The 1,812-nt window shown below is 66.3% G+C and carries 2 protein-coding genes; both read left to right on the forward strand.

Translation table 11 applies throughout. The features are described from left to right. On the forward strand, positions 1 to 531 hold a 531-nt coding region (locus K8I04_15380), incomplete at its 5' end, for a hypothetical protein (protein ID MBZ0073097.1). A 420-nt stretch (positions 532 to 951) separates the two neighbouring features. Then, complete coding sequence (gene pgeF, locus K8I04_15385) at positions 952 to 1,689, forward strand: peptidoglycan editing factor PgeF (protein ID MBZ0073098.1); 738 nt, start codon at positions 952 to 954, stop codon at positions 1,687 to 1,689. Positions 1,690 to 1,812: the final 123 nt, after the last annotated feature.

The raw sequence follows: 1,812 nt of genomic DNA on the forward strand, positions 1-1,812 counted from the left end.
GTGGTGGCCAAGACGGCGCCGGTGCTCGAGGCGCTGCGGCTGCAGTTCCGCGAACGGCTGGTCGAGAAGGAATACCGCTGCATCGTCTACGGCGAGCCGCGCTTTCACAGCGACTGGATCGAACGGGCGATCGCCACCGACCCGAAGCACCCCGATCGCATGACCGTCGTCGACGAGGGCGGCCGCGAGTCCGCGACCTACTACGAGGTCGAGCAGCGCTTCGTCGGCTTCGCCCACGTGCGCTGCCAGCCGAAGACCGGCCGCACCCACCAGATCCGCGTGCATATGGCGCACCTCCGCCATCCCATGCTGGGTGATCCGGTCTACGGCGGTCGCCCCCGCCCGCCCACCGGCCTGTCCGCGGCGGCACGTACTGCTGTCCTGGCATTCCCGCGCCAGGCGTTGCACGCCACGCGCCTGGCGCTGCGCCATCCGGGGAGCGGCGCGGTGCTCGAATGGCATTCGCCCCTGCCGGACGACATGGCGGAACTGATTCATCTCCTGGAGTCGGATCTGGACGCGGCGGAGTAAAAAGCGCCACGGATAAGGCAAAATCGCCATGGCCACGAAACCCACGCATGATCCTTCAGCCTGAAGATTCATTCCAGCCGCGGAAAACACGAATAAACCTTTTCTTGGCCACGGAAGCACACGGAAGTACACGGAAGGCGGGGATGCGGCGGGTTTTACATTCCGTCTTAAAGACTCATGTCAGCCACGGAAGACACGAACAGCCCCTCTTTGGCTACGGAAGCACACGGAACAACGCGGAAGGCGGGGATGTGGCGGCTTTTACATTCCGTGTACTTCCGTGTGCTTCCGTGGCCAATACGGTTTGCGGGTTTACGGGGTAGTCATGGTTTTCTGGGTAAAAATCTTTCGTGGCGGAAAGGTCTTGCCCGCGCTTCCGTGGCGTATTTCATCCCGCCGCAGGGTTAAACTACGGTCGGTATGAACGCGAACGACTGGATCACTCCCGACTGGCCGGCACCGTCCTGGGTGCGGGCGGTGACGACGACGCGCTCCGGCGGCGTGAGTGAGGGGCCGTGTGCGTCGTTCAATCTCGCCACGCATGTGGGAGATGACCCGGTCGCCGTGATCGAGAACCGGCGGCGGCTGCGCGCCGCCCTGGGGTTGCCGGCGGAGCCTTTATGGCTGACCCAGGTGCATGGCCGCGGCATCGTCGAGGTGGGGGAGGCATCGCCGGAGGCCGAAGCCGACGGGGCGGTCGCGCGGTCACGCGGCCAGGTGTGCGCGGTACTGACGGCGGACTGCCTGCCGGTACTGCTGTGTGACCGCGCCGGCACCTGCGTGGCGGCCGTGCATGCCGGCTGGCGCGGTCTGGCCGGTGGCGTGATCGAGGCCGCGGTGCAGGCGCTGGGCCTGCCCGGCAGCAGCCTGATCGCCTGGCTGGGGCCGGCCATCGGCCCGCGCGCCTTCGAGGTTGGCGATGAGGTCCGCGCTATCTTCATCAGCCGCGACCCGACGGCCAGCGGCGCCTTCCAGCCGCAGGGTGGGCGCTGGCATGCCGACCTCTATCAGCTTGCGCGCCGACAACTGGCCTGCCTGGATATCGCCGCAGTGTACGGCGGCGAGTGGTGCACCCACGCGGACGCCGAACGCTTCTACTCCTACCGCCGCGACGGTCGTACCGGCCGCATGGCGACCCTGATCTGGATGGAGGGGTAGGTGGCGGGATTCGGGATTCGGGATTCGGGATTCGGGGGTTGAGCTGATCGCGGCAGGAATGCCGCTCCTACGGGGGCTGGGTGTAAGATTCAGCATTTGGGATTCAGGGTATTGACACCCGAA

This window comes from Gammaproteobacteria bacterium, from assembly GCA_019911805.1.
Taxonomy (GTDB): domain Bacteria; phylum Pseudomonadota; class Gammaproteobacteria; order Thiohalobacterales; family Thiohalobacteraceae; genus JAHJQQ01.

What these genes read in the sequence shown, in the direction of transcription:
- pgeF (MBZ0073098.1), top strand. Translation starts at nt 952, where the DNA reads ATGAACGCGAACGACTGGATCACTCCCGACTGGCCGGCACCGTCCTGG.